19 protein-coding genes are annotated in these 21,779 nt (G+C 71.8%); 12 read left to right on the top strand and 7 right to left on the bottom strand.

Annotated elements, in window-relative coordinates; genetic code table 11:
* Positions 1 to 3: 3 nt before the first annotated feature.
* Together AB0G10_RS36890 and AB0G10_RS36885 are read right to left on the bottom strand one after the other, a co-directional pair.
* Positions 4 to 1,065, bottom strand: a complete 1,062-nt coding sequence (locus AB0G10_RS36890) for a glycosyltransferase (RefSeq protein WP_360932869.1) — start codon at positions 1,063 to 1,065, stop codon at positions 4 to 6.
* Positions 1,066 to 1,139: 74 nt separating this feature from the next.
* On the bottom strand, positions 1,140 to 3,470 hold the full coding sequence (locus AB0G10_RS36885; RefSeq protein ID WP_360932868.1) for an EAL domain-containing protein: 2,331 nt from the start codon (positions 3,468 to 3,470) through the stop codon (positions 1,140 to 1,142).
* A 92-nt stretch (positions 3,471 to 3,562) separates the two neighbouring features.
* Between AB0G10_RS36885 and AB0G10_RS36880 the strand changes: the two genes are divergently transcribed.
* Positions 3,563 to 5,116 (top strand): APC family permease, encoded by a 1,554-nt coding sequence (locus AB0G10_RS36880; protein WP_360932867.1) that lies wholly within the window; start codon positions 3,563 to 3,565, stop codon positions 5,114 to 5,116.
* Here AB0G10_RS36880 and AB0G10_RS36875 read toward each other — a convergent pair.
* Together AB0G10_RS36875 and AB0G10_RS36870 are read right to left on the bottom strand one after the other, a co-directional pair.
* A complete protein-coding gene (locus AB0G10_RS36875; RefSeq protein ID WP_360932865.1) occupies positions 5,113 to 5,613 on the bottom strand; it encodes a hypothetical protein in 501 nt (166 codons plus the stop codon). The genes AB0G10_RS36880 and AB0G10_RS36875 overlap by 4 nt on opposite strands.
* Before the next feature lie 67 nt (positions 5,614 to 5,680).
* Positions 5,681 to 6,265 carry a TetR/AcrR family transcriptional regulator gene (locus AB0G10_RS36870; protein WP_360932863.1) on the bottom strand — a complete coding sequence of 195 codons (585 nt, stop codon included), beginning with the start codon at positions 6,263 to 6,265 and terminating at the stop codon, positions 5,681 to 5,683.
* A gap of 77 nt (positions 6,266 to 6,342) precedes the next feature.
* Between AB0G10_RS36870 and AB0G10_RS36865 the strand changes: the two genes are divergently transcribed.
* The 7 genes from AB0G10_RS36865 (at position 6,343) to AB0G10_RS36835 (ending at position 13,052) form a co-directional block, all read left to right on the top strand.
* Positions 6,343 to 7,533, top strand: coding sequence for an MFS transporter (locus AB0G10_RS36865; RefSeq protein ID WP_360932860.1), 1,191 nt, complete (start codon positions 6,343 to 6,345; stop codon positions 7,531 to 7,533).
* A gap of 76 nt (positions 7,534 to 7,609) precedes the next feature.
* Entirely contained in the window at positions 7,610 to 9,172 is a 1,563-nt protein-coding gene (locus AB0G10_RS36860) for an alpha/beta hydrolase (RefSeq protein ID WP_360932857.1), read from the top strand.
* Positions 9,173 to 9,361: 189 nt separating this feature from the next.
* Positions 9,362 to 9,949 (top strand): TMEM165/GDT1 family protein, encoded by a 588-nt coding sequence (locus AB0G10_RS36855; protein WP_360932854.1) that lies wholly within the window; start codon positions 9,362 to 9,364, stop codon positions 9,947 to 9,949.
* A gap of 14 nt (positions 9,950 to 9,963) precedes the next feature.
* The gene (locus AB0G10_RS36850; protein ID WP_360932845.1) at positions 9,964 to 11,172 is read left to right on the top strand and encodes a tetratricopeptide repeat protein; all 1,209 of its coding nucleotides are present in this window, start codon (positions 9,964 to 9,966) and stop codon (positions 11,170 to 11,172) included.
* Between the two features lie 40 nt (positions 11,173 to 11,212).
* Entirely contained in the window at positions 11,213 to 11,911 is a 699-nt protein-coding gene (locus AB0G10_RS36845; protein ID WP_360932842.1) for a hypothetical protein, read from the top strand.
* Positions 11,912 to 11,920: 9 nt separating this feature from the next.
* Positions 11,921 to 12,310 carry a RidA family protein gene (locus AB0G10_RS36840; RefSeq protein ID WP_360932839.1) on the top strand — a complete coding sequence of 130 codons (390 nt, stop codon included), beginning with the start codon at positions 11,921 to 11,923 and terminating at the stop codon, positions 12,308 to 12,310.
* Positions 12,311 to 12,353: 43 nt separating this feature from the next.
* Positions 12,354 to 13,052, top strand: a complete 699-nt coding sequence (locus AB0G10_RS36835) for a LamG-like jellyroll fold domain-containing protein (RefSeq protein WP_360932836.1) — start codon at positions 12,354 to 12,356, stop codon at positions 13,050 to 13,052.
* A gap of 384 nt (positions 13,053 to 13,436) precedes the next feature.
* Here the strand turns inward: AB0G10_RS36835 and AB0G10_RS36830 are convergent, their stop codons facing one another.
* Entirely contained in the window at positions 13,437 to 14,642 is a 1,206-nt protein-coding gene (locus tag AB0G10_RS36830) for a glycosyl hydrolase family 18 protein (RefSeq protein WP_360932833.1), read from the bottom strand.
* A gap of 107 nt (positions 14,643 to 14,749) precedes the next feature.
* On the opposite strand from AB0G10_RS36830, the gene AB0G10_RS36825 reads away from it, so the two are divergent.
* Both AB0G10_RS36825 and AB0G10_RS36820 read left to right on the top strand, forming a co-directional pair.
* The gene (locus AB0G10_RS36825) at positions 14,750 to 16,852 is read left to right on the top strand and encodes an alkaline phosphatase family protein (RefSeq protein WP_360932830.1); all 2,103 of its coding nucleotides are present in this window, start codon (positions 14,750 to 14,752) and stop codon (positions 16,850 to 16,852) included.
* 6 nt (positions 16,853 to 16,858) lie between these two features.
* Positions 16,859 to 17,971: a hypothetical protein gene (locus AB0G10_RS36820; protein ID WP_360932827.1), complete on the top strand. Its 1,113-nt coding sequence runs from the start codon at positions 16,859 to 16,861 to the stop codon at positions 17,969 to 17,971.
* On the opposite strand, the gene AB0G10_RS36815 is transcribed toward AB0G10_RS36820, so the two are convergent.
* Both AB0G10_RS36815 and AB0G10_RS36810 read right to left on the bottom strand, forming a co-directional pair.
* On the bottom strand, positions 17,940 to 18,770 hold the full coding sequence (locus tag AB0G10_RS36815; protein ID WP_360932824.1) for an SDR family NAD(P)-dependent oxidoreductase: 831 nt from the start codon (positions 18,768 to 18,770) through the stop codon (positions 17,940 to 17,942). The two genes, AB0G10_RS36820 and AB0G10_RS36815, sit on opposite strands and share 32 nt — an antisense overlap.
* Before the next feature lie 88 nt (positions 18,771 to 18,858).
* Positions 18,859 to 19,524 carry a DedA family protein gene (locus AB0G10_RS36810; RefSeq protein ID WP_360932821.1) on the bottom strand — a complete coding sequence of 222 codons (666 nt, stop codon included), beginning with the start codon at positions 19,522 to 19,524 and terminating at the stop codon, positions 18,859 to 18,861.
* Positions 19,525 to 19,835: 311 nt separating this feature from the next.
* Here AB0G10_RS36810 and AB0G10_RS36805 point away from each other — a divergent pair, with 311 nt between their 5' ends.
* Both AB0G10_RS36805 and AB0G10_RS36800 read left to right on the top strand, forming a co-directional pair.
* Complete coding sequence (locus AB0G10_RS36805) at positions 19,836 to 20,648, top strand: RNA polymerase sigma factor SigF (RefSeq protein WP_360932818.1); 813 nt, start codon at positions 19,836 to 19,838, stop codon at positions 20,646 to 20,648.
* A 145-nt stretch (positions 20,649 to 20,793) separates the two neighbouring features.
* Positions 20,794 to 21,336 carry an ATP-binding protein gene (locus AB0G10_RS36800; protein ID WP_360932815.1) on the top strand — a complete coding sequence of 181 codons (543 nt, stop codon included), beginning with the start codon at positions 20,794 to 20,796 and terminating at the stop codon, positions 21,334 to 21,336.
* The last annotated feature ends 443 nt before the right edge of the window (positions 21,337 to 21,779 follow it).

Raw genomic sequence — 21,779 nt, 5'->3', positions numbered from 1 at the left:
CCGTCAACGTAGGGATGTGGTTCGGACGGGCTGTGGCGCGGAGGGGAGGTCCGGGGAAACCACAGGTGTCCGTTCGGTGGACCGGCGCCGCAGACCCGCCACCCGGTAACCCGTTCGCAGCGCGGAGTACATCGCGTAGCTGTTCAGGGCGACCAGCCGGTGCTTGATCCCGGGGGTGCCGGCCGGCGGCTGGTAGCCCTCGGGGCGGTGCCGCCGGTACAGGTCGGCGATCCTCCGGAAGAACTGGCGGCGGCGGCTCGGGTGCACCCGGGAGTCGTTGCCGGCGACCACCAGCAGGTGGCTGATCATCAAGGTGAACAGCCGGACGCGCAGCGCCCGGTCCACGCCCTCGACGTCGAGCCAGGCGTGCAGCCGGTCCCACTGCTCGAAGGCCTCGAAGTGCCGCTCGCTGCGGGTCGCCGTGATCGCGCCGATCCGGCCGACCCGGTAGTGGTAGCAGACCCGGTCGAGGACCTCGACGCGGTCGGCGGCGAGCAGCACCGGGTTGCTGAACGGGACGTCCTCGTACCAGCCGGCCGGGAAGCGCAGGTCGTGCTTCGCCAGGAACTCCCGGCGCATGATCCGGTTCCACGCGGTGTGCTGGACGCCGAGCAGGCGCTCCAGGGTGGCCGGGCCGCGCAGCAGCGGCGAGCTCGCGTCGGTCTGCAGCCGGCCGTTCTCGTGCACCCGCAGGTGGTCGACGACGAGCACGTCGGGTTCGGTGTCGCGGAGCTTCTGCAGCACCGCCCGCACCGAGCCGGAGGGCAGCCAGTCGTCGCTGTCCACGAACCACACGTACTTCCCGCGGGCCTCGGCCAGGCCGGCGTTGCGGGCCAGGCCCAGGCCGACGTTGGCGCTCAGGTGAACGACCCGCAGATCGCCGTGGCGTGCGGCGTACCCGTCCAGCATCGCGCCGCACGAGTCCGGCGAAGCGTCATCGACGGCGATGACCTCGACCTGCGAGTTCTCCTCGGCGGTGAGCCCGGCGCGAATCGATTCGAGGCACTGGTACAGGTAGCCCTCGACCGCGTAGACCGGCACTACGACGGTCAGTAGAACGTCCATGCGGTTGAATTTCGACCCCCCGAATGAAGTAAAGGGGAACGCAGGCTTTCAGGGATCTACGTCACAGGCAATTCTCACGGTCCAGAAGGAGAACGGAAGAGGAGATCGCTCATCGCCTCGGACGTGAGCGGCTCGGCGAAGTAGTAGCCCTGACCCAGCTCGCAGTTCCCACCGGCCAGCTCGCTCAGCTGCCCGGCGTCCTCGATGCCCTCGGCGATGGTGGACAGCTGGAGCGCCTGTCCGAGCTGGATGATCCCGTGGGTGAGCGCCGCCGCGGCCGGCTCGTCGCCGACGTCGTCCACGAACGACTTGTCGATCTTGATGATGTCGACCGGGAAGCGCCGGAGGTACGCGAGCGACGAGTACCCGGTGCCGAAGTCGTCGATCGCGAGCCGCACGCCGAGCGCCTTGATGGCGTGCAGCCGGTTCAGCGTCTCCGGCCGGTGGTCCACGATCAGCGACTCGGTCAGCTCGATCACCAGCAGGTGGGGCGCCAGCCCGCTCTCGGTCAGCGCCGACTGCACCACCTCGGGCAGGTCGGCCCGGTCCAACTGCACCGCGGAGAGGTTCACGCTGACCGTCAGCGGCGCGGCGCCGGTGCGCCGGGCGTTCCAGCCGGCCGCCTGCCGGCACGCCTCGCGCAGCACCCACTCGCCGATCGGCACGATCATGCCGGTCTCCTCGGCGAGCGGGATGAAGTCGAGCGGCGGGATCATCCCGCGCTCCGGGTGCTGCCAGCGGACCAGCGCCTCCAGGCCGGAGATCTCGCCGGTGCTCAGCCGCACGATCGGCTGGAACCGCAGCTGGAACTCGTGCCGCAGCACGGCCCGGCGCAGGTCGGCCTCCATCTCGAGGTGCTTCTGGAAGGACTCGCGCATCGCCGGGTCGAAGACCGCGAACTGGTCCTTGCCCTGCTTCTTCGCCTCGAACATCGCCAGGTCGGCGCGGACCAGCAGCTCCTGCGCGTCCTCCGAGCCGCCCTCCCCGTACGCGACCCCGACGCTGCAGGTCACGAACGTCTCCCGGCCGTCCAGGTCGAACGGGTCCCGCATCGCCGCGACGATCCGCCGGGCCACCGGCACGGCCGCCTCCACGCCCGCCACGTCCGGCAGCAGCACGGCGAACTCGTCGCCGCCGAGCCGGGCCGCGGTGTCGTCGGTGCGCAGGCACTCGCGGATCCGGTCGGCGACCGCGGCCAGCAGCCGGTCGCCGGCGTTCGGCCCGAGCGAGTCGTTGATGACCTTGAAGCGGTCCAGGTCGACGAGGAGCGCCGCGGCGCCGCCGGTGCGGGCCGTGACGAGCGCGTTCTCGGTGCGGGTCATGAACAGGGAGCGGCTCGCCATCCCGGTCAGCGCGTCGTGGAAGGCCGCGTTCATCTCGCGCAGCGTGCGCGCGTCGGTGATCGCGAGGCTGACGTGCTCGGCGAACGCCTTGAGGACCTCCTGGGACGCCTTGTCCCACTCGCGCATCCGGGTGTAGGAGCCGACGAACATGGCGCCGACGACCACGCCGTTCTCGTGCACGGGCAGCGCCATCACGCTCTGGAGATGGGCCCGCACGATCTCGGGTACGGCGATCGGCGAGTTCGCGTAGTCGTCCACCGCGACCAGCTCGTTCCCCATGATCGCGAGACCGGCGGCGCCCAGCGACGCGACCGGCACCCGCTGCATCCGCGCGACCGCCTCCTCGGGGACGCCGTGCGCCGCGACCAGGCTGGTCCGGCCCTGGTCGTCCGGGTCGAGCACGGTGAGCCCGGCCATCTCGACGTCCATCAGCTCGGCCGCCGACTCGGTGATCATCGTGAGCAGCCGGGGGAGCGGCTCGCGCCGGGCGATGGCCCGCTGCACCGTGCTGAGCTCGTCGAAGAGCCGCTGGCGGCGCTGCAGCGAGTCGATGAGCCGGCCGTTCTCGGCGGCCTGCCGCCGCTCCGCCTCGACGAGCTGGAGCGCCTGGAGGCTCAGCTCGAGCACCTGCGCCATGCCGCGGAGCAGGCAGACCTCCTCGACCGTGAAGGCGCCGCCCGCCGGGGTGTCGAGGGCCGGGGCATCGGGGGCCGGTGCGTCGGGGGCACGCCGGCCGAGCACCAGGGCGCCGGGGGAGTCGCCGCCGATCGGGGCGTAGGCGACCGCGTACGTCTCGCCGCCGATCTCGAGGGAGCAGCGCCGGCCGGCGGCGACCTCGCCGACGGCGTACGCGGGGACGGCGTCGGCGGGCAGCCCGACGGCCGCGGCCACGCCGCCGTCGATCAGAAGGACCGCGAGGTCGGCGCCGAGCGCGCGGACCGCGCACGCCACGGCGGCGTGCTGCGCCGCGGCTTCGTCCGGCCGGTCGGCGACGACGGTGAGGAACTCCGTCAGTTGCTCTGTCGCTAGCACGTGGTTGCTGTCGGCGGTGGCGGTGCTCACTTGAGGAAAATAATGAAGACGCGTGCCAACCTGGTCACGAACGGTCATTCATCGGCTACCGCGAGTTGCGATGTTGGGACCGCTGGGACTGAATGGAGCCCGTGGCCACCCCTGAGGACGAATCGCCGTACGCGCTGGCCTCCGGTCGCATCGGCGCGGCCTCCGTCGCCCTCTTCGGGCTGGCCGCCGCTGCCCCGGCGGTCACCCTGATCACTCTCGTCCCGGACGCCTTCGCCGCCGGCGCCGGCCCGCTGCTGCCCTGGTCGTTCGCGGTGCTCGCGGTGGTGCTGTTCCTGTTCTGCTCCGGGTATGCCGCGACGGCCCGCCGGTCGCCGAGCGCCGGCGCCGCGTACACCCAGGTGGCCCGCGGCCTGGGCCGACCGGCCGGGCTGACCGCCGCCTGGCTCGCCATCGCCGGATATCAGGCGATCCAGTTCGGCCTGTACGCCATGGCCGGCGCGGTGGCGACCCCGCTGGCGCGGGACCTGTCCGGCGTGACCGTTCCGTGGTGGGCTGGCGCCGCCGTGTGCTGGGCCGTCGTGGCGCTGCTCGGCACCATGCGGATCGAGGTGGCGGCCGGGGTGGTCGGCCTGCTCGCGGTCGCCGAGGCCGCGGTCCTCGTCGGGATCGGCGCGAGCAACCTGCTCCAGCCGGCCGGCGGGCGGATCACCGCCGCGTCGATCGTGGTGAGCGACCCCGGCGCGGTGAGCCGGCCGGCCCTCGGGCTGCTGCTGGCGGCCGCGGTGCTGGCCTTCGCCGGCTTCGAGAGCACGGCCGGCTACGCCGAGGAGACGCTGCGCCCGCGGCGGACGGCGGGCCTCGGCGGATACGGCGCGGTGGCGCTGATCGCCCTGCTCCTCGGCGGCCTGAGCTGGACGATGATCGTCGCGGCCGGCCCGGCCCGGATCGCCGGGATGGCGGGCGCCCGCGACGGCGAGCTGATCTTCGACCTGGCCGGCGAGCGGCTGCTGCCCTGGGCCGTCACGACCGGCCGGGCGATTCTGGTGATCGGGGTGCTGGCCGGGGTGCTGGCGCTCCATCACGCGGTGACCCGTCATCTGTTCGCCATGGGCTGGGAAGGGGTGCTTCCCTCCGTACTCAGAACGACCGGTCGCCGCACCGGCGCGCCGCGCGCCGCCTCCCTGACCCAGACGCTCATCGCGGGAGCCGCCCTCGGCGGCGCCTACCTGGCCGGCGCCGACCCGGGCCCGGCGACCGCGCGTTGGATGATCCTCGGCGGCGCGCTCAGCATCCTGGTCCTCTGGCTGATCGTCTCGGTCGCCGCGCTGCTGCACCTGAACCGCGTCCCGGGCGGCGAGAGCGCCTGGGAGCGTTTCGTCGCGCCCGTTCTGTCCATGGTGTTCCTCGGCAGCCTCGCCTACCTGGCGTTCCGGGACCTGCCCGGCATCCTCGGGCTGCCCGCCGGATATCCGCTGGTCCGGGTCGTGCCGGCGGCGATCGGCGGCTGCCTGGTGCTCGGCCTCGCGCACGCCGCCGTGATCAAGGGCGTCTGGCCGGAACGCTACGCGGGGATCGGGCTGTGCGGCACGGCCGTGGTGATCACGCCCCGGAGGCCGGAGCCGGCCCCGCTCATCCCGCGGCAGCGGACGCCGGGCGCCCATCGGCCCGAGCGGGTGGATCTCTAGCCGAAGAAGTCCTGCACCTGGGTCAGCGTGAGGTAGCCCTGCTGCTCCAGCTCGCGCGGGATGGACGGCAGCGACTTCGCGGTGACCGGCACGTCGTCCGCGTCGCCGGGTGGCGCCGACGGCTCGGGGGTGGGCGGCAGGTCGGGCAGCGCCATCGCCTCGCGGATCACCTCGAACATGGTCCGCACCTCGGTGGTGGCCCGCCGCGCCAGCTCGTCCGGCCCGGCGCCGATCGGCGGCAGCTCACAGGTGAAGTTGGCCCGCAGGTGGTCGTCGACCCGGCGGATGTCGGCGCTGGGACGCAGGTGGTCGAGCCGTCCTTCGGTGACGATCCCGAGCTCGCATCCGCCCAGGCCGGACCGGTGCCACCAGCGCTGCCAGCGAGGGTCGGCGTCGAGGGTCTGCGCCGCGTGCTGGAGCGCGCTCAGGTAGGGCCGCGGGGCATGACCGTCCCGAGTTGCCGTCCCCAGCCGCGGGTGGAGCCAGAACTCGTCCATGTTTCGCATGGTGACAGGCAACGCGCCTCAAGGGGGAAATTTCGGGCGCGCGCGTCGGAGTGGCTCTTCAGACCGCGGCGTCCAGCAGGGCCGACGCCATCACCCGGGCCAATGCCGGCGCGTCCCTTCCCGGATCGAGCCGGGCCCCGGCGAGCGCGCCGTCGTAGAGGATCACCAGCTGGCCGGCGAGCGCCTCCGGATCGCGGGCCCCGGCCTCGCGGGCCAGCTCGACGAAGAGCGACCGGGTCCACGCCCGGCTGATGTCGGCCTGCTCCTTGACCACGCCCTCCTTGACCGCGCCGGACGGGTGCCGCTCGGCGCTCGCGTTGTAGAACGCGCAGCCCCGGAACCCGGGCCGCGCGGCCGTGTCGGCGAGCACGTCGAACACGCCGAGCAGCCGGTCACGCGGGTTGCCGAAGCGCTCGAGCCCCCTGGTGATCCGCTCGCGCCGCTCCTCGTGCCGGCGCTGCAGATAGGCCCGGACCAGCTCGTCCTTGCTGCCGAACGTCGAGTAGAGCGACGCCTTCGCCACCCCGGCGTGCTCGATCACCCGGTCGATCCCGACGGTGTGCACCCCCTCCGCGTAGAAGAGCTCGTCGGCGGCGTCGAGCAGGCGATCGCGGGCGGAGCGGCGGGGTGAGGTGACCGACATGGTTTGACGATATCAGACAGGTCTGTCTAGTCTCGGCTTCAATCAGACAGACCTGTCTGTTCGAACTGGGGGAAGTCATGACGGTGCTGATGGAGAGGCGAGCGACCCGCCTCCGACACCCGGCGGCGTTCGTCGCCGTCGCCGCGATCCTGCTGACCTTCGCGGCGGCGGCCGCCGTGCCGTCCCCGCTCTACGTCGTCTACCAGCAGCTCTGGGGCTTCTCCGCGGCCACGCTCACGGTGATCTTCGCGGTCTACGTGGCCGCGCTGATCCTGGCGCTGCTCATGCTCGGGGCGCTCTCCGACCACGTCGGCCGCCGCCCGGTCCTGATCGGCGCCGTCGCGCTCGAGGCCGTCGCGCTGCTCCTCTTCGTGGTCGCCGGGAACGTGCCGACGCTGATCGCGGCGCGGATCGTCCAGGGCGTCGCCACCGGCGCGGCGCTGGCCACCCTCGGCGCCGCGCTGATCGACCTGAACCCGCGCCGGGCCGGCCTGATCAGCGGCATCGCGCCGGTCGCCGGGCTCGGCGTGGGGGCGCTGGGCTCCGGCGTGCTGGTGGAGTACGCGCCGTTCCCGACCCACCTGGTCTACGCGCTGCTGCTGGCCGGGATGGCCGTCGCCGGAGTCGCCGTGGCGGCGCTGCCGGAGACGGCGGGGCGGCGGCCGGGCGGGGTGGCGTCACTCGTACCCAAGCTCGGTGTTCCGGCCCGGCTGCGGGCCGACCTGCTCGCGCTCGTCCCGATCATCGTGGCCAGCTGGGCCCTCGGCGGCCTCTACATGTCGCTCGGGCCCTCGGTCGCGGCCGACTCGTTCGGCCTGCACGACCACCTCGTCGGCGGCCTGGTCGTCACGCTGGTCTGCGGCGCCGGCGCGGTGACGTCGTTCCTGCTGCGCCGGACGCCGACGCCGCGCGTGCTGGCGATCGCCGGCGCCGGGCTCGCGACGGGCGGGGCGATCGGCGTGGCCGGGCTGCTCGCCGGAAACCTCCCGCTCGCTACCGCCGGCTCGATCGTCTCCGGGATCGGCTTCGGCGCGGCGTCGCTCGCCTCCTTCGGCACGCTGGCCCGGATCGCCGCCCCGCACGAGCGCGGTGAGCTGATGGCCGTGGCGCTGGTCGTGTCGTACGTGGCGTTCAGCCTCCCGGCCGTGATCGCCGGTGTGCTGGCCGGGCGGATCGGCCTGCACGAGACCGCGCTCGGGTACGGCGGAGCGGTCGCGGCGCTCGGTGCGGTCGCGCTGATCGCTCAGGCGGTCCGACAAAAAGCGTGACCGCCCGGCGTGGAGTCCCACCGCGTTCCGGATTCACCCCACAACATATGGGGTGAATCGGACACAAGGGGCAAACATGAGAAGGACTTGGGCGGTCGTCATCGCGGCCGCGCTGTACGCCACCGGCGCCACGGCGAGCGCGGCACAGGCATCCGGCCCGGCCGGGCGCGGCGCGGCGACGATCACCTGGGGCCCCTGCGCCGAAGCGGGACTCAAGGCGCAGGGTGCCGAGTGCGGCATGCTCGCCGTCCCGATGGACCACGCCAAGCCGGGCGGCAAGAAGATCCAGCTGGCGATCTCCCGGATCAAGCACACCGTGCCGGCCGCGAAGTACCAGGGCGTCATCCTGGTCAACCCGGGTGGGCCCGGAGGTGCCGGCCGGAGCATGGCCACGCTCGGCGCGCACGTGCCTAAGGGCGCCGGGGCGGCGTACGACTGGATCGGCTTCGACCCGCGCGGCGTCGGCGCCAGCATCCCGAAGCTGACCTGCGACAGCGACTACGCGGGGTACGACCGCCCGGCGTACGTGCCGGTCACCGCGGCGATCGAGAAGGCCTGGCACGCCAAGACCACGGCGTACGCGGCCGCCTGCGCGAAGGCCGGCGGTGAGCTGCTCGACCACCTGCGTACCGAGGACACCGTCCGGGACATCGACCTGATCCGGTCGGCCCTGGGCGCTGACAAGATCAACTTCTACGGCTTCTCGTACGGCACCTATCTGGGCCAGGTCTACGCCACGCTCTTCCCGGAGCGGGTGCGGCGGATGGTCCTGGACGGCGTCGTCGACCCGGGCCGGGTCTGGTACCGGTCGAACCTCGACCAGGACGTCGCGTTCGACAAGGCGATCAAGGTGTACTTCGCCTGGATCGCCAAGTACGACGCGATCTACCACCTCGGGAAGACCGCCGAGGCCGTCGAGAAGCTCTACTACCGGCAGCTCGGCGCGCTCGCCGCGAAGCCGGCCGGCGGCGTCATCGGCCCGGCCGAGCTCACCGACATCTTCCTGCAGCCCGGGTACTACATCTTCGGCTGGGAGGAGACCGCGCAGGCGTTCTCGGCGTGGATCAACAAGAAGGACCCGCTGCCGCTGAAGAAGGTCTACGACGAGAACCACCCGCAGAACCCGGGCTCGGACAACGGCTACGCCATCTACCTGGCCGTGCAGTGCACCGACAACAAGTGGCCGGTCGACTGGCGGCGCTGGAAGAAGGACAACTGGCGGGTGCACAAGAAGGCGCCGTTCGAGACCTGGGGCAACGCCTGGTACAACGCGCCCTGCCGGCACTGGGCCGCCGACGCCGGACGCCCGGTCGAGGTGAACGGCTCCAAGACCCCGCCGGTGCTCATGCTGAGCGAGACGCTCGACGCCGCCACCCCGTTCTCCGGCGCACTCGAGGCGCGCCGCCGGTTCCCGCGGGCCGCGCTGGTCGAGGGCGTGGGCGGGACCACGCACGCCGGATCGCTCTTCGGCAACGCCTGCGTCGACGACACGATCGCCGACTACCTGGCGACCGGCGCACTGCCGAAGCGGGTCAAGGCGAACCGCTCCGACAAGGAGTGCGCGCCGATCGCGCAGCCGTCGCCGAACGCGGCGATCGCGGTCGACAAGAAGCGCCTGGAGTTGCTGGTCAGACAATGAGCTATGCTCGTCCCCGCGAAGGGGAGTAGCTCCCAATGACGCGGTCGACACACTGACGCTCTCGGGCGTCCGGCCGCGCGGCCTTTCTTCAGGAAAGGCGAGCGAGACCTTCGACCAGGCCGTCACAATTGCGGCCGGGTCGAGGTCGCCCTGCGCCTTCAACCCGGTCGCTGTCTACCGGGAGTTTCTGTGGAAGGTTTCCTCGCCGCGCTGGGCATCAGCTTCGCGGTGATCTTCGTGGCCGAGCTGGGCGACAAGTCGCAGCTCATGGCTTTGACGTTCGCCACCCGCTTCAAGACGATTCCGGTGCTGATCGGCATCACCGTGGCGACCGCGGTCGTCCACCTGGTGTCGGTCGGCATCGGCTACGGCCTCGGGGCGACCATCCCGACCGGCTGGATCTCCCTGATCGCCGGCATCGCGTTCCTGGCCTTCGGCGCCTGGACACTGCGCGGAGACTCGCTCACCGACGACGAGAAGAGCAAGGCGGAACGCTCCACCGGCTCGGCCATCCTGGCCGTCGGCGGGGCGTTCTTCCTCGCCGAGCTCGGTGACAAGACCATGCTCGCCACCATCACCCTCGCCACCCAGCACGGCTGGTTCGGCGTCTGGGTCGGCTCGACGGTGGGCATGGTCGCCGCCGACGCGCTCGCCATCCTGGTCGGCCGCTACCTCGGCCGGCACCTGCCGGAGAAGGTGATCAAATATGGCGCCGCGGCGCTCTTCGCTATCTTCGGCATCTGGCTGATCGCCGAGGGTGTGATCGAAGTCCGTTAGGCAGGTGTGGTGGCGTGACCCGATCCGTCGAGATGGCCCGGATCCAGCTGGTGCGCGGCGAGCCGAAAGCCGCCGCGGAACTGCTGGGCCCGGTGCTCGCGGCGGAACCGGACGACGTCACCGCCCTCATCCTGATGACGCACGCGCAGCTCGCGCTGAAGAAGCCCGGGCTCGCCGAGGAGGTGGCCCGGCGGGCGGTCCGCAACGCCCCCGGGTCGGCGGACGCCCTCGCCGCGTTGAGCCGGGTGCTCACCGCGCTCGACCAGCACGACGAGGCGATCGCCACGGCCCGCGAGGCGGTGCTGCGCCAGCCGGAGAACCCGTACCGGCACAACCGGCTGGCCTGGGCGTTCCTCGAGGAGGGCCGGCACCCGGTGGAGGCCGAGCACGCCGCCCGCGAGGCGGTGCGGCTCGGCCCGGACGAGGCCGACTTCCGGATCACCTACGCCATGGTGATGAAGCAGCTGAACCTGCTCGACCGGGCCCGGCAGGCGCTGCGGGACGCGCTCGCCCTGCAGCCGGACAACGCGGTCGCCCAGCACGAGCTCGCCGCGATCGACGTGGTCCACCACCATCCGTTCGCCCTGGGCCGCCTCGCCCGCGGCGCGTCCGGCCTGGTCGGCGCGTTGCGGGCGGACCCGAGCCAGCAGGCGAGCCGGTTCCTGCTGGACGTCGCGCTGCGGCAGTTCCTGGTCTACACGGCCATCCTGCTGACGCTCCTCGCGTACCTCGGCTGGCGTCTCGCCGGCTCGTCCACCGGCTCGGCCCGGGTCATCGCGGCGGCCGCGGCGCTGGCGCCGGCCGCCTACGCAGGCTTCTTCGTGGCCCGGCTCGACCCGGCGCTGCGCGGCTACCTGCGCGGGCTGCTCGCCTCCGGCCGGCAGCGGATCGCGATGATCGCCGCGGGGGTGGCGGTGGCCCTGCTGCTCTTCGCGATCGTGGCGCCGGCCGGGTGGCTGCCGGTCCTCCTCGGCACGGCCGCGGCGACCGGTTTCGGGGTCCGGCTGCTGACCGCCCCGGCCGAGGAGCCGGGCGAGTCCGGGCGGGGCCTCTCCACCAACTCGCTCTGGCTGATCGTCGGCGTCTGCGCCGCCGCCACGGTCGGCTTGGCGATCACCGACGCGGCCGACCCGGCCTGGCGGTTGGCCGCGCTGCTGGCAGCCCCCATGGCCGCCCTGGCCTGCCTGTTGGTGATCCTCCGGCGGAGACGCATGTCGCACTGATTTGTCTCAGTTGTGCCCCGCAGTTGCCGATGTGGACCGTGTGACCCCCATCCCGACCCCCTCCGACGCCCCCGCACGTGCCTTCGCCGACCCGGTTGAGCAGGGCGTGGCCCGGGCCGCCGCGCTCTTCGAACACCTCCAGCCGGAACGTGCCGCCGCGCTCCTCGAACCGGTGCTGGTGAGCAACGGCACGTCGGCGCCCGGCTGGATCCTGATGGCCCGGATCCGGCTGGCGATGGACCAGGCCGAGGCCGCCCTCGACGCCGCCGGCCGGGCCGTGACGCTGGCGCCGGACGACCCGCGCCCGCTGGCGATCGCGAGCCGGGCGCTCACCCTGCTCGGCCGGCACGACGAGGCGCTGTCGATGGCGTACCGCGCCGTCGTCGTGGAGCCGAAGAACCCGCTCTGGCACGACCGGGTCGCCTGGGCACTGCTCGCCGCCGACCGGCAGATCGCCGACGCCGAGCAGGCCGCGCGCACCGCGATCGGCCTCGACCCGAACGAGGCCCACTACTACTTCACGCACGGCGTGGCGCTGGCCGCGCTCGGCCACGTCGACCAGGCCCGGCAGGCGCTCGGCACCTCGCTGCGGCTGGAACCCGGCAACCCGGTCGCGAAGCACCGGCTCGACGTCCTGAACGGCGTCGCCGAGCCGGTCGTCGAGAAGAAGAAGCGGGGCTGGAAGCTGTTCGGCCGTAGGGAGGAGGCGCGGACCGGCCGGCCCGAGGAGCGTCACTAAGCTCGCCGCATGACCCAGCGACGCGCGATCTTCAGCGGTTCGACGTTCGAGGAGCGGTACGGCTACGCCCGCGCCGTGGTCGACGGCGACCGCGTGCACGTCTCCGGCACGACGGGTTTCGACTACGCCACGATGACCATCTCGGAGGACGTGGCGGAACAGGCCGAGCAGTGCCTGCGTACCATCGCGGCCGCGCTCGCCGAAGCCGGCGGCTCGATCGCCGACGTGGTCCGGGTGCGCTACCTGCTGCCGGACGGCGCCGACTTCGAAGCCTGCGCCCCGGTGCTGAGCCGCTGGTTCGGTGACGTCCGGCCGGCCGCCACGATGATGGTGGTGGGCCTGCTCGATCCGCGCATGAAGATCGAAATCGAGGCGGAAGCGCGGCTGCCGAACGGATAATCCGGACATGCGATCATGCTTGTCCATTGCACTCTCGGCCATCGTGACCGTTGCCGTACCCGAACCGGCCGTCGCCGACGAGCCGGCCGAGCCACCGGCCGTCACCGTGGTCCGCTACGACTTCAACGGGCTGACCGAGTCCATCCCCGACGAGTCCGGTAACGGTCACCACCTGCGCGTCCTCTCGGTCGACGGCGGGCGGGTACGCCCGGTCGTGCACGGCCCCGGCACCGCGCTGGCGTTCCCCGGCCGATGCACCGAGGACGTCTGCCCGCACGTGGCCCTGCAGAGCACCGCCGCGGCCGACCTGAACCCGGGCACCCGGGACATCGCGTTCGGCGCCGACGTGCTGCTCGCGCCGGGGCAGACCAGCCCGGGCCAGAACGTCCTGCAGAAGGGCTACTCCCGGCAGAACAGCCAGTACAAACTCCAGATCGACGGCGCGGCCGGCCATCCGAGCTGCGTGCTCGTGGACGAGCGGCGGCCGACGATACGGATCGCCCGCAGCGCGGTCGGTACGGCGGACGGCCGCTGGCATCGGCTGCGCTGCCAGCGAACCGGTGGCCGGCTGGAGATCTACGTCGACGGCGTCCGGCACGGCTGGACCGACGTGCCGGAGACGCTGTCGGTCAGCAACGACCGGCCGCTGAGCATCGGGGCGAAGGGCGCCTACCGCGACAACGACCAGTTCAACGGCGTCCTCGACAACGTCTGGGTGGAGATCAGCCCCACCCGATCTTGATGATCCCCACCGGAACGGTGCGGTCCAAATCCACAAGATCGCGCCGAGGGCTCGCGGGGAGGGCCCCACCCGGCCCGATCTTGGTGATCCGCACAGGGCCGGTGTGGTCCGGATTCACAAGATCGCGTGGGGGAGGGGCTGGCGGGAGGGCGCGGCCCGCCCGGTCCGATCTTGGTGATCCGCACAGGGCCGGTGCGGGCCGGATTCACAAGATCGCGTGGGGGGCAGGGGCTCGGGGGAGGGCGGCGGGCCACCCGGCCCGATCTTGGTGATCTGTGCGGGGACGGTGCTGGGCGAATTCACAAGATCGAGGAGGGGGCGAGGGGCGAGAGGGCGAGGGGGTGAGGGGACGGCGGGACGGCGGGGAGCGGCGGGAGAGCGTCGTCAGCGGGAGAGCGCCGTGAGCAGTTCGGCGTCAGGGGTGTCGCCGGAGAGTTCCCACGCGAAGAGACCGCCCAGCCGGTGTTCCCGGGCGTACGCGACCTTCGCGGCGATCGTCTCCGGGGTGTCGTAGGACCACCACTGGGCCCCGCATCGCGCGTACGCCTGCCCGCCCGCCGTCCCGGTCGGCGGGCAGCGGTCGACCAGCACGTGGTAGTCCTCGATGCCGTCGCCGTACTTCCCGGGCGCCGGGCCGGTGGCGGCAGCGCCCGGTTCGGCGCCGTTCACCCCGGTCCAGCCGCGGCCGTAGAAGCCGACCCCGATCAGCACCTTCGCGGCCGGTACGCCGAGGGCGAGTAGTTCGGTGACGGTCGCCTCGGTGGTGGCCGCCGTCCGGGGGATGCCGGGGTAGGCGCTCAGCGCCGAGTGAGCCGCAGTCCGGGAAGGTCCGGAAGGTCCGGAAGGTCCGGATGGCCCGGAGGCGGCGCCGAAGTAGTCGTAGGTCATCGCGCCGAGCCAGTTCGCGTACCGGGCAGCGCCCGCATAATCGCCGGCCCGCAGCTTTCCGACGTCGCCCGGCACCGCCGCCGTGATGATCGCCTGGCCGCCGAGAGACGCGCGCAGCGCGGCGAGCAGGGCGGTCAGCGCGCCCGGACCGCTCCGATCGCAGACCTGGCCGCAGGCGTTCGGGTATTCCCAGTCCACGTCGACGCCGTCGAAGAGGCCGGCCCAGCGCGGGTCGTTCAGCAGTGCGCGGCAGGACGCGGCGAACCGGGCCGGGTTGCGGGCCGCCGCGGTGAAGCCGGCCGAGCCACTCCAGCCGCCGAACGACCAGAGGATCTTCAGATCGGGGTTGGCGGCCTTGAGTTTGCGCAGCTGGCCGAAGCTGCCCCGGAGCTTCTGGGTGGCGGTGTCGGCGACACCGTCCACACTGTCCGCGGCCTCGACCGGCTTCTCGAACGCGGCCCAGCGGTCGCCGACGGCGCACCGGCCACCGTCGACCTTGCCGAACGCGTACTTCAGATGGGTGAGCCGTTCCACCGCCCGGCTGTCCTGGAGGTTCTTCACCCGGAAGCCGCGGTCGTAGACACCCCACTCGGTGAAGTAGCCGGCCACCACCTGGGGGGACGCAGGCGGCGGCTGAGGTGCGTCGCCGCATGCGGCGAGGGCGAGAACGAGGACGAGAAGGACCGCGATTCGGGCGTGCACCCGCCCGAAGCTAGCCGCGATGCCCATGGAACAGCTCATCAACCACTCGAACGTGTCCTTGGTGACGTCACCGCGTACGGGGAGCGTGCCTGTGCCATCGTCAAGACGTGGCACCGAGCTGGCGTACCGAGATGCGCGCCCTGTTCGCCTGGCGGCGCGTCCTCAACCGGATGCGGGCCGTGCTGCGCAGCGCCGTCACCACGTTCGTGGTGCTCACGCTCACCCTCTGGCTGATGCCCGGGGTCGCCAGCACCGACGTGCTCGACATCCTGGGCCTCGTGGTGCTGGTGGCCGCGGTCGGTGCGGTGCTGCGCCCGCTGCTGCTGCTCGGCATCACCGCCCTCGGCGGCTGGGGTGCGATGCTGCTCGGCGTGGTCGCCCAGGTGGCGGTCATGGTGATCGCCTTGGAGCTGGACCCGGCGGAGCAGATCAGCGGCCTGCCCACGCTGGTGGCCGCCGCAATCATGGCGGTCGTGGTGGCCGCCCTGCTGGACTGGATGGCGGACAGCGGCAGCGACGACACGTTCGTCCGGGAGGCCCGCCGGCTCATGCGGGGCGTCCGGCGCCGGGCCGCCCGCCGGGCCGGCGGGCCACTGATCACGTTCCGTCGCCCGCGTCCCGGCGCCGAGCCCGGCCTGCTGATCGTGCAGCTCGACGGGGTGGCCGAGCCGGTGCTGCGCTGGGCGGTGCGGGCCGGCAACCTGCCGACGCTCGGGCACTGGCTGCGGACCGGCAGCCACACGATGCGCGGCTGGCACACCGGCCTGCCGTCGACCACCCCGGCCTCGCAGGCCGGCATCCTGCACGGCGCCTCCCGGCAGATCCCCGGCTTCCGCTGGTACGAGAAGGAGACCGGCAAGCTGATGGTCTCGAACCGCCCGCGCGACGCCGCGATCATCGAGAAGCGGCTGAGCGACGGGGACGGCCTGCTCCGCGACGGCGGGGTGAGCATCAGCAACGCGTTCAGCGGCGATGCCGTGACGAACCTGCTCACGGTCAGCCACGCGGCGCTGCCCGGCCGCTCGGCCCGGGGCTGGGCCGCGTTCATGGCCTCCCCGTACGGCTTCACCCGCGCTCTCGTGCTCGGCGTGGCCGAGGTCTTCACCGAGCTGCACCAGGCCCGCCTGCAGCGCCGCCGCAACCTGCAGCCCCGGGTCAGCCGCTCCGGCGCGTTCCTGGCGCTGCGCCCCGCGTCGATGCTGCTGCGCGACGTCAACGTGTCGCTGATGGCCGAGCAGATGGCCCGCGGCGTGCCGGCGATCTACTGCGACCTGGTCGACTACGACGAGGTGGCGCACCACGCCGGCCCGGCCCGCCCGGAGTCGATGCGCCAGCTGGAGAGCCTGGACCGGATGCTCGGCGTGCTGGAACGCCTCGCGCCCGAGGCGGCCCGCCACTACCACCTCGTCGTCCTCTCCGACCACGGTCAGAGCCAGGGCGCCACGTTCCGCCAGCGGTACGGCGAGACCCTGGACCAGGTGGTCGACCGGCTGGCCGGCCCGGATCACGCGGCCGGCCCGCGGATCCCCGCCGAGGAGGAGGGCAAGGTCGAGCCGGAGACCACGCCGCCGCCGGCCGCGCCGCTGCTCGTGGTCTCGTCCGGCAACCTGTCGATGATCTACCTGACCCGCTTCCCGCGCCGCCAGCACCGGGCCGCGATCGATCACGCCTACCCGGATCTGGTCGACGGCCTGGCCCGGCACCCCGGCGTCGGCCTGGTCGTGGCGCAGACCGAGGAGGGGCCGGTCGCGTACGGGACGAACGGCGCGCACCGGCTCCGGGACGGCTTCGTGACCGGCGCCGACCCGCTCCTGCCGTACGGGCCGGCCGCCTGCCGGGACCTGCTGCGGCACCAGAGCGCGGTGCACCTCGGCGACCTCGTGGTGATCAGCGCGGTGGACCCGGTCACCCACGAGGTGGCGGCGTTCGAGGAGCTCGTCGGCTCGCACGGCGGCCTCGGCGGCTGGCAGACCGACGCGGTCCTGGTGCACCCGGCGGGGTGGCCGGTCGCCCGGGACCTCGACGGCCCGGACGCGGTGCACCGGCAGCTCGTCGAGTGGCTGACCATGCTGGGACTGCGCGATGAACAAAGACGCGATGAACAAGGACGCGATGAACAAGGACGCGATGAACCGCGAAGAGCGTTGGAGAAGCTCGAGGATCTCGATCCGGTACGAACGGCGCGACTTTCCCCGAGCCGGGATGGTTAGTGCTGTGTGCGTTTTCTGGCTGCCCTGATCCTCGTCGTCTCCCCACCGGTCGTCTCGACGACCACGCCCACCTTCAACGGGACGGTCTACGCGGTCGCCTACCGCGGCGACACCGTCTATGTGGGAGGCGAGTTCACGAAAGCGGTGCAGGGTGGCCGCACCTACCCGCGGCAGCGCCTGGCGGCGTTCGACGCAAGGACCGGAAAAATCCTGAAATGGGCGCCGGAAGCGGATGGCACGGTGCGCGCCCTGGCAGCGTCCGACAACGCGATCTTCGCGGCCGGCAACTTCCACACCGTCGCCGGGAAGAAGCGGGACTCGCTGGTCCGGCTCAGCCCGATGAGCGGCGTGGTCGATCCGGAGAGTCACGTGATCGACGGAACGCCGTACGCGCTCGCGACCGGCAACGGCCGGCTCTACCTGGGCGGCAGCTTCCGCGCCGTGGACGGCATCGCCCGGGACAACGTGGCCGCTTTCGACCTGGCGAAGGGCCGCCTCGACCGGAAGTGGGCCGCCGCGGCCGACGACCGGGTGCACACCCTCGCCGTGAGCGGCACGCAGGTCTTCCTCGGCGGCGCCTTCCATCGGGTCAACCGGGTGAGCAGCACGCTGCGCCTGGCCGCGGTGAGCGGGACCACGGGCGAGCTGGACCGCTACTTCCGGCCGAAGGTCACCGCCGAGGTCAACGCGATCGCGGTGGACGGGGACGGGGTCTACGCGGCCACCGGCGGGCAGGGCGGGCGGGCCGTCGCGTACACCCTCGACGGCTCGATGCGCTGGCAGCGGGTCTTCGACGGGGACGCCGTGGCGATCGCCAGGCGCAAGGGCGTCACGTATGTGGGCGGCCACTTCGACCGGGCCTGCCTCACCCCGCGCAACGGCCCGCGCGGCGCCTGCCTGGACGGCTCGCAGCCGCGGGTGAAGCTGGCCGCGATCACCGCGTCCGGCGGCCTGACCGGCTGGGCGCCGCAGGCGAACGGCGTGATCGGCGTACGGGTGCTGAGCACGTCCCGGTACGCCGGAGTGATCCACGCGGGCGGCGACTTCACCACGGTGGGCGGCGTGGCCCGGCCCCGGTTCGCCGGGCTCAGCGGAGTCGCCGCGCCACCAGCTCGCTGATCTTCCAGTACCGGGCCGGCGCGATCCGGGCCAGCCAGTCGCCGGCCCGCGCCTCCCGGGTGATCACCAGGCGTGGCCGGCGGGACTGGACCGCCGCGACGATCCGCCGGGCCGCCTCCTCGGGCGGCATCGTGAGCGCCGCCTCGGCGAACCGGCGCGCCTGTCTCGCCTGTTCACCGTCCGGGTCGAGGCCGCTGATCCGGGCGTTCGCGGCGATGCCGGTGCGAATACCGCCCGGATGCACGACGGTCACCCCGACGCCGCGCGGTTCGAGCTCGTGCCGGAGCGCCTCGGTGAAGCCGCGGACCGCGTACTTGCTCGTCGCGTAGGCCACCTGCCCGGCCGGCGCGAGCAGCCCGAACAGGCTCGAGACGTTGACGATGTGCGAGCCCGGCCGGTCCAGCAGCTGCGGCAGGAACGCCTTCGTCGTCCGGATCACCGCGTGCAGGTTGATCTCCAGCAGCCAGTCCACGTCGGCGATGCTGTTCTGCTCGAACGTGCCGGTCAGGGTCACGCCCGCATTGTTCACCAGAAGATCGGCAGGGCCATGGCGGTCCAAGACCGCCGCGGCCAGGTCATGCCGGTCACCGCCATCGCTCAGATCGATTTCGTACGTCGAAAGCTCCGTGGCTCCGAGCTCGCGGCACGTGGCGGCCACCCGGTCCAGGCCTCCGGTGTCCCGGTCCACGAGCGCGAGAGCCGCCCGCCGCTTCGCCAGCTCGACGGCGAGCGCCCCGCCGATGCCGCCGGCCGCGCCGGTGATCACGCAGGTGCGACCCGCGAAGGTGAACCGTTGCACTCTCGTCAGCGCCTCTCTGATAGCCCGGCCCGTGGGCCGCACCGGATCTTTTCCGATCACGGTGCTCTCCCTCGTACCCCGAAGGGTCTCAGGTCTGCTGAGGCTCCTCGATCGTGGCCGCGGTGCGTGCCCGGCGACGGCGGATGTGCCGGACGTGCCAGAAGGCGTAGCCGCCGATCGCGAGGACGACCAGGACGAACGCGACCCAGGTGTACTTGTGGGCGTGCTCCATGATCGTGACGATGTGGGTGCCGAGCAGGTGGGCCACCGTGCACCACCAGCCGACCCAGATGGCCGCGCCGATCGCGTTGTAGAGCAGGAAGGTGCGCCATGGCATCTTCGTGATGCCGGCGATCACGCCGTTGAGCTGGCGCAGGCCGTCGATGAAGCGGGCCACCACGATGATCCGGTTGCCGCGCCGGGCGAAGAACTTCTCGGCGCGGTCGAGGCGCTCCGGGGTGACGAAGATGTATCGGCCCCAGCGGTGCACCGCCTTGCGGCCGCCGCGCAGGCCGATCCAGTAGCCGATGTTGTCGCCGACCACCGCCGCGACGAACGAGATGATCGCGACGAACCAGATGTTCATCCGGCCGGCGCCCGCATAGATGGACGCCGCCACCATGATCGTCTGACCGGGGGCCGGGACGCCGAAGCTCTCCACGCCGATCACTCCGCCGATGGCGAGGTAGCCCCAGCGGTCCAGGATCGGGGCGACGCTGTCCAGGAACCCGGGGAGATCGGCTGAAGGTGGCATCCGCTACACGGTAGCGCCAGCCGGGAGCGACGCCACACGGACCTGTGGTCGGACCTTTTTCCCGTTTGCATCCGAGTTCCTGCGATCTTCAGACAGGCGTATATCGCTTTTGCCCTCGTCTCGTACGGTAAATGACTCATACTTTCGGCTAGTCATCTCTCCGCCTGTCAGTTAGAGTCTCCATAACCGAACGGCCAAGTGTGCCCGGACGGCGTTTAGCCGACACCGTCCGCTGGATATGGACGCCCTTACCGACACGGGCCCCTTTCGAGGGGCCGGCTCTCCGGAAAGGTGTCAGGGAGGACCACGACATGACCGTGACCGAGACGAAGACGGCGGTGCCGTCGCAGACCGCCGCCAGTGCCAAGGCCCCGGTGGACAGCGCGGCCGAACTGCTCAGCGCCCTCGCCGCGATGCCGGCCGGCCACCCGTCCCGCCCGTCGCTGCGCGACCAGGCGATCGAGGCGTGGCTTCCGCTGGCGCGCCACCTCGCCCACCGCTACTCGGGCCGCGGCGAGCCCACCGACGACCTCATCCAGACCGCCACGGTCGGCCTGATCAAGGCGGTCGACAAGTTCGACCCGGAGCGCGGCGTCGACTTCGCCGGCTACGCGATCCCGACCATCATCGGCGAGATCAAGCGGCACTTCCGCGACCGGACCTGGTCGGTGCGGGTGCCGCGCCGCCTCCAGGAGCTGCGGCTCGCGATCACCGAGGCGAACAGCACGCTCACCCACTCGCTGGGCCGCTCGCCGACGGTCGCCGACATCTCCGCCCACCTCGGGATCACCGAGGAGGAGGTGCTCGAGGGCCTGGAGGGCGCGCGTGCCTACAACGCGACGAGCCTGTCCACGCCGATCTCCGCCGACGGCAACACCGAGCTCGGCGACACGCTCGGCGGCGAGGACCACGAGTACGAGATCGCCGAGACCCGCGTCTCGCTCGGTCCCGCGCTCGCGACCCTCGACGAGCGGGAGCAGAAGATCCTGACGCTCCGCTTCTACGGCAACCTGACCCAGTCGCAGATCGCCGACCAGATCGGCATCTCCCAGATGCACGTCTCGCGTCTGCTCACCAAGGCCCTGACCAAGCTGCGCAGTCAGCTGTCGGCCGACACGATCTGATCGTCTTCTAGATGGTGGCGCCGGCCCGCTCCTGGGGCGGCGCCACTTTCTGTGCCGGGTGTCTAGTGATATGCCCTCTTTGTGACGCTGGATGTGGGCTGGTCGGACCAGTGCGGATCTCGGCCGAGCGGGCAAGATGGACGACATGACCGCGCTGCCAGCTTCGGTGCCTCCGGGTGAGGCCGTGGAGCTCGGCCGGTGGACGGTCGAGAGCTATCCCGGTTTGCGGCATCTGCGGGCTGCGCTGAGGGAGGCGGTCGAGGAGCTGGCGCCGGTTCTTCCCTCGGCTGCCGGTGCTTCGTCTGTTGTCGGTGCTTCCTCGGCTGCCGGTGCTTCCGGCGGTGCTTCCTCGGCCGCCGGTGCTTCCGGGGGTGGGTCTGCGGGGTCCGATGATGAGGATGACGTCGCTGAGCGGATCGCCGTGGTGGCGACCGAGCTCGCGACGAACGCTCTCCGGCATGGCAGGCCGCCGGCGGAGGTCCGTCTCCTCCGGGTCGGCGATCTTCTCGTGGTGGATGCGTGCGATCACGATCCCGAGGGCGAGCCGCAGTTCGACACGGAACGGCCTCTCGGCCAGGGCGGTCTCGGGCTTCTGCTCGCCCGGACCTTCGCCCTGGAGGTCGGCTGGCACCGCGACGGCAGTTCCAAGCACGTCTGGGCGAGCTTTCCTTTTGTGTACGGCGGGTAGTCGGCCGCACACCGAGAATGCAATTCTTGCTCAGTTATCCGCGCCGGCCTCATCAGCAACACCTGCCACGTATGGGTGAGGGGGCCGATTTGGCGTTGCGGGGGTGAGCGGGTAAAGTTCTCCGAGCCGGCAGGGAAACGGGCGAGGCAGCGGGGTCAACCCGCAGCGGCCGTCCTGCCAAACCCCGAGATTTGATCACGGCTCAGCGTCGTGTAATGTCTCGCGGGGCTCGAACGGGATCTCAACCGATTCGAATTCGCTTGAAAACGCGGATTTGACGGGGCGGAAAACGAGAGAGTAAAGTTGAACGAGTGCCCCGGCGCCGAGCTGAGAAATCGGTGAAGCAATGGTGTGCGGTTGTTCTTTGAGAACTCAACAGGGTGCTTGATAAGCCAGTGCCAATTATGGCAATACCCCGGCCTGTCCTTCGGGATGGGTGGGAG

The organism is Actinoplanes sp. NPDC023714 (genome assembly GCF_040639855.1).
Classification (GTDB): domain Bacteria; phylum Actinomycetota; class Actinomycetes; order Mycobacteriales; family Micromonosporaceae; genus Actinoplanes.
This window is presented reverse-complemented; position numbering and strand designations above follow the sequence as displayed.